Raw genomic sequence first — 5,231 nt, forward strand, 5'->3', positions numbered from 1 at the left:
GTGGCCTTGTGGCGCTTTACTACCCTATCCCCACCCCCACCACCCCGTCAAGATATCCAACCCAAAATTTTTGGCAAGTTTTTGGCGAGAATAGCAGGGAAAAGAAGAAATAAAACTGTTTGAATATTGACATTCTGACTGCAGAGTTAATAAGATGGTTGCGAGGGTCAGGTTTCGGAGAAACTGTGATGCTGACTTTGCGCAAGCGGGAAGAGAGGGGTCATGTCAAGCTCAGTTGGCTTGATACTTACCACTCATTTTCTTTTGGAGAGTACTACGACCCTCGCTACATGGGCTTCCGGGCTTTGCGGGTGATTAACGATGACCGAATCAGCCCGAGTGCTGGCTTTCCGACCCATGGGCACCGGGACATGGAGATCGTTACCTATGTTTTGGAAGGGATCCTTGAGCATAAAGACAGCTTGGGCACGGGATCTGTGATTCGTCCTGGTGAAATTCAACGGATGACGGCAGGCACAGGGATCTGGCACAGCGAGTACAACCACTCGGCAGATGAGGAGGTTCATCTGCTGCAAATTTGGATTTTGCCGGAGCAGGAAAACCTGGAGCCCAGCTATGAACAAAAAGCGACGGGTTTGACAGAGCATCCCAATGAGTTTTGTTTAGTTGCCTCTCGAGATGGGCGCCAGGGATCCGTGATTGTGTATCAGGATGTGAATCTCTATGCGGGGTTGATTGAGCCGGGACGCACCGTTCACCGACACTTGGATGAGAAGCGCTACGGATGGCTGCAGATAGCTCGGGGCGATGTGACCCTGGATGGCTTGTTTTTGCGAGAAGGAGATGGCGTGGCTATTGCTAGGGAAAGCGAGCTCAACCTTTTCAGTGAAGAAGGGGCTGAGGTGCTGCTGTTTGATTTGGCCTGAGGATGACTTTTGGCTGAATTCTGGCTGTTTGCCTTGAGCTTATAGTCGTTTTAGGCTGGGGTGAAGCGACTGAACTGCTGAGAAGAGCCTTCTGGCTCCGTACATTCAACGTTTTAGGCGCGGGTGCAGTGTCCTAGTTGGAATCGAAATGACCATAAGTCTTTTGGGATCTCAACTTTTTCTTCTGCTTTCAAGTACTTTCAGGAGGAGAAGTGGATCCCTTCTTCGAGGTTTTGCTGAGTGAATTGAGAAAGAACTTGCTGCCAAAGGTGGCCAGTCTGGGATCCCTTTCCCTTGACGTGTAGAAGGCGGGCTCCTTCCTGCTGGGGATGGGGCTGTAGGCGCAGCCAGAGGTAGGTCGCAGGCAGATGGCGGAGGTACTGGGGCCACTCAATAGCGGTGATCCCACCTTGGCTCCAAAGTTCTTCTAGCCCTAGGTCTTCTAGGAGTGTGGATTCTTTCCCACCGGCGCGAGCGGCAGAAGAGGTCTCTAGGCGGTAGAGATCGCAATGGAAAAGAGGGATCCGCCCGGTGCGGTATTCCTGTACCAGCACGAAGGTGGGGCTGTCGATGGGTTCAGGGATCCCCAAGCCCTGCCCTAGTCCCTGCACAAAGGTGGTTTTGCCGCTGCCCAGATTACCTTCGAGAAGAATGACCAAGCCGGAAGTGGAGCCGAGGCTGCGGCTGGGAGGGGGAGATTTTTGTTGACCTGAAGGGGCGAGGAAGCCAAGGGCGGCTTGAGCTACGAGGGCCCCCAGTGATTGGGTAGCAGCGGCGGATGGCAGCAGCAGAGGGGAGGCTTGCTGCCAGAGCTCTTCATTCTGTTCGCTGGCCATGGCTTACAACTCCTTTGGGGCGGGGATCCCAGGCGAGGAAGTTGCCTCGTTTAGGTGAACAGAAACGCGTTTGGGAGCTGTCAAGATTACGGCCAGGCCTGCTCCAATGAGCAACAGGCTCACCCCCTGCGCCACCCGCAGGGATCCCAGCATGAGGCTATCGGTGCGCAGGCCTTCGATCCAGAAGCGCCCCAGGCTGTACCCCACCAGGTAGAGGCCCAAGAGGGTGCCGGGGGGAAGCTGGCGCCGGTAGCTTAAAAAGAGCAGGAGCCCGAAGAGACCAAAGTTCCAGAGGGATTCGTACAAAAAAGTGGGATGGACGCGCGATCCATCAGGCAGCTGCAGTTGTACCCACAGAGGGCTATCCGGAGGCAACACCTTTCCGTAGGCTTCGTTGTTGAAGAAGTTGCCCCAACGTCCGATCCCCTGACCAAGGCTGAGGGAGGGAACAAGGCAATCGGCTAGCAACCAAAAACTCAGCCGGTGCCGCCGGGCGAACAGGTAAAGCGCCGCACTGCCGCCGATCAAGGCACCGTGAATGGCAATGCCCCCCTGCCGGAGGGCCAAGACCTGCCACCAAGGGCCATCTCGATAGCGTTCCCACTCAAAGGCCACATAGTACAGGCGAGCAAGGGGCAGGGATCCAACCACCAACCACACCAGCAGATCAGGCATGGAACTGGGGGGAAGGCCACGCCGAGCTGCCAGATGGCGAGCCAGGAGCAAGCCCAACACCATTGCCAGGCCGATCAATAAGCCATACCAGCGCAGGCTGAGCGGCCCCCAACTAAACACAACCGGGCCGGGGGATTGTAAGACCAAAGTCATGACCGTGGGGACATTCCTGAGCAGATCCCTTTAGCCCACTCTACCCGCTCTGCAAGGCTATGCAGAAGACCTGCCCTCACCCCCATCCCCTCTCCCAGAGGGAGAGGGGAGTTAGGAACCGAGGCAAGGTACGAGCTGACTGCAGTTGGAGGGAGAGGGATCCGCTCAGAGCAAGGCGACAATGTTAGAATGCAGGCTCGATTTTCCACCACGACTCCTGGGGGGGATGCGGGTTATGGCCCGGAAAGCCGCTGCTGTGAACACTGCTGATGACTCGGACAAATTGAAGTCAGAAAAACGCAAAGCCCTGGAGCAGGTGTTAAGCCAGATCGAGCGGAATTTCGGCAAAGGGGCAATCATGCGCCTGGGAGATGCCACCCAGATGCGGGTGGAGACCATACCCAGTGGGGCCATCACCCTCGACTTGGCCTTGGGCGGAGGTTACCCAAAAGGGCGGATTATCGAAGTCTTTGGGCCGGAATCTTCTGGGAAAACTTCAATTGCCCTACATGCCATCGCCGAAGTGCAAAAACAAGGGGGAACGGCAGCTTTTGTGGATGCGGAACATGCGCTGGATCCCACTTACGCAGCAGCTTTGGGGGTTGATATTCAAAACCTGTTGATCTCCCAGCCGGACACGGGGGAGGCCGCCCTGGAGATTGTCGATCAGTTGGTGCGCTCGGCAGCTGTGGATATCGTGGTGGTGGACTCGGTAGCAGCGTTGGTGCCCCGGGCTGAGATCGAAGGGGATATGGGAGATGCCCATGTGGGATTGCAGGCGCGCCTGATGAGCCAAGCGCTGCGCAAGATTGCCGGAAATGTCAGCAAAACCGGATCCATCGTTCTTTTCTTAAACCAATTGCGCTCCAAAATTGGCGGCATAGGCTATGGCCCCCAGGAGACCACCACCGGCGGCAATGCCCTTAAGTTTTATGCGTCGGTGCGGCTAGATATTCGCCGCGTTCAAACCCTGAAAAAAGGTGCGGAAGAATACGGGATCCGAGCGCGGGTCAAGGTGGTGAAAAACAAAGTTGCCCCCCCTTTCCGGCGGGCAGAATTTGACATCATTTTCGGCCAAGGGATCTCCAACATCGGCTGCATTATCGATCTGGCCGAGGAGATGGGCATTCTCAAGCGCCGCGGCTCTTGGTACAGCTACAAGGAGGAAAATGTTGCCCAAGGAAGGGACAATCTGGTTGTCTACTTGAAGGAAAACCCAGAGCTCCTAGCGGAGGTGGAAGCGGCTGTGCGGGAGAAACTTTCTGCGGGGGTGACGGTTTCCGCCAGCCGGCCGGCAGCGATGGAGGAGGGAGAGCAGGAAGAGAATGAGGATGCGGTCTTTGTAGAGGAAGAGTTCTGAGGGAGCAGCTAGCTGTTCAGGGAGCGCTTCCTGAGCGAGATCGCCGCTGGCGCAGGGCCTCGTAGAGCAACAACCCCCCCGTCATAGCGACGTTCAGAGATTCGACACCCTCGGCCATCGGGATCCGCACCTGGGCATCGGCCTGTTGGATAGTCGCTTCCCTCAGGCCAGCCCCTTCGTTGCCCAGGAGAAAAAGGGTAGGGCGGGTGAGATCTTGATCCCAGTAGCAGTTTGCTGTGGGGGAGAGGGTAGCAGCCAAGACTTGGATCCCGTGGCAACGGCAGCTCTGGATCCAGGCGGCTAGGTCGGGCACGACTTGGGGCGGACGGCGAAACCACTGGCCGGCAGAGGCCCGCAAGACTTTGGGGTTTTCGGGATCGACGCTGTCTGCGCTTAGCCAAAGGCCGTCGGCTCCTGCGGCGGCCACGACTCGGATTAGGGATCCCAAATTGCCTGGATCTTGCAGCGTTTCCACCACAAGGCCCAAACGTAACTTGGACAGGGGGGGAGAGGAAATCTGCCAACTGACGGCCACGGCCACAGCTCCTTCGGGAGACTCGGTGGTACAGAGCGCTGCCATGACTTCTGAGCTGACGGCCTGCCGCCGTAGACTCTTGGGCAGATTGGCCAGCAATTGTGGGTAACGCTCAGCCCACTCAAGCGTGTAGCAGAGAGCCTGCAGGGGCCAGCCAACTCGCAGGGCTTCTTCGATGAGGTGGGATCCCTCCACCAAAAAGGCGCCCTGTTCCCGCCGGCCTTTGCTGCGGTGCAACTGCCGCAACTTGCGGATCCAGGGGTTTTTCGGACTGGTCAGCAGCTCAGAAGCCATGTGGCAATGGTTAAGGTACTCCCCAAGTCTTCGGCGTTGCTGCCCTCACCCCCAGCCCCTCTCCCAGAGGGAGAGGGGAGTTAGTAACCGGAGCGGCGCAGCCGTTGGATAAAAAATCCATCCCGATCCTGCCGGTGGGGCCAGATGAGCAGGGGATCCCCTTCAGCAGCCCAATTGGGGTGGCTGTCGAGAAAGGCTTGAATGATCTCCTCGTTTTCGGCAGGGTGCAGCGTGCAGGTGGCGTACACCAACACCCCGCCCGGCTTAAGCCAACGGGCTGCCACCTGCAGAAGCTGAGCTTGCAGGTGGGCCAATTCAGGGATCCGCTCTGGAGTCTGCCGCCAGCGAGCGTCAGCATGGCGGTGCAAGGTGCCTAGGCCGGAGCAGGGGGCATCCAGCAGTACGCGGTCAGCACTCTGCCAGGGGGGCAAGGGAGGGGGGGGCTCGGCGGCAGCGCTCAGGGATAACAGGTCGATGGCCAGGGGACGGAT

5 protein-coding genes and 1 pseudogene are annotated in these 5,231 nt (G+C 57.8%); 2 read left to right on the forward strand and 4 right to left on the reverse strand.

What is annotated here, in order from left to right:
• Nucleotides 1-188: 188 nt before the first annotated feature.
• Nucleotides 189-887 (forward strand): pirin family protein, encoded by a 699-nt coding sequence (locus tag NW837_RS12635; protein WP_414331984.1) that lies wholly within the window; start codon nucleotides 189-191, stop codon nucleotides 885-887.
• A gap of 200 nt (nucleotides 888-1,087) precedes the next feature.
• Here the strand turns inward: NW837_RS12635 and tsaE are convergent, their stop codons facing one another.
• Both tsaE and lgt read right to left on the reverse strand, forming a co-directional pair.
• Nucleotides 1,088-1,723: a tRNA (adenosine(37)-N6)-threonylcarbamoyltransferase complex ATPase subunit type 1 TsaE gene (tsaE, locus tag NW837_RS12640; protein WP_414331986.1), complete on the reverse strand. Its 636-nt coding sequence runs from the start codon at nucleotides 1,721-1,723 to the stop codon at nucleotides 1,088-1,090.
• Nucleotides 1,724-1,726: 3 nt separating this feature from the next.
• Complete coding sequence (gene lgt / locus NW837_RS12645) at nucleotides 1,727-2,551, reverse strand: prolipoprotein diacylglyceryl transferase (protein ID WP_414331987.1); 825 nt, start codon at nucleotides 2,549-2,551, stop codon at nucleotides 1,727-1,729.
• Nucleotides 2,552-2,786: 235 nt separating this feature from the next.
• Between lgt and recA the strand changes: the two genes are divergently transcribed.
• Complete coding sequence (gene recA / locus NW837_RS12650) at nucleotides 2,787-3,911, forward strand: recombinase RecA (protein ID WP_414331989.1); 1,125 nt, start codon at nucleotides 2,787-2,789, stop codon at nucleotides 3,909-3,911.
• 16 nt (nucleotides 3,912-3,927) lie between these two features.
• Here recA and NW837_RS12655 read toward each other — a convergent pair whose 3' ends face one another.
• Together NW837_RS12655 and NW837_RS12660 are read right to left on the reverse strand one after the other, a co-directional pair.
• Nucleotides 3,928-4,740 (reverse strand): TrmH family RNA methyltransferase, encoded by an 813-nt coding sequence (locus NW837_RS12655; RefSeq protein WP_414331991.1) that lies wholly within the window; start codon nucleotides 4,738-4,740, stop codon nucleotides 3,928-3,930.
• Nucleotides 4,741-4,820: 80 nt separating this feature from the next.
• Nucleotides 4,821-5,231, reverse strand: a pseudogene (locus NW837_RS12660) (16S rRNA (cytosine(967)-C(5))-methyltransferase); the annotation flags it as partial.

This window comes from Synechococcus sp. R6-10, from assembly GCF_047461815.1.
Lineage (GTDB): Bacteria > Cyanobacteriota > Cyanobacteriia > Thermostichales > Thermostichaceae > Thermostichus.

Coding starts and splice junctions, on each gene's coding strand:
- NW837_RS12635 (WP_414331984.1), top strand. CDS start 189: ATGCTGACTTTGCGCAAGCGGGAAGAGAGGGGTCATGTCAAGCTCAGT.
- tsaE (WP_414331986.1), bottom strand. CDS start 1,723: ATGGCCAGCGAACAGAATGAAGAGCTCTGGCAGCAAGCCTCCCCTCTG.
- lgt (WP_414331987.1), bottom strand. CDS start 2,551: ATGACTTTGGTCTTACAATCCCCCGGCCCGGTTGTGTTTAGTTGGGGG.
- recA (WP_414331989.1), top strand. CDS start 2,787: ATGGCCCGGAAAGCCGCTGCTGTGAACACTGCTGATGACTCGGACAAA.
- NW837_RS12655 (WP_414331991.1), bottom strand. CDS start 4,740: ATGGCTTCTGAGCTGCTGACCAGTCCGAAAAACCCCTGGATCCGCAAG.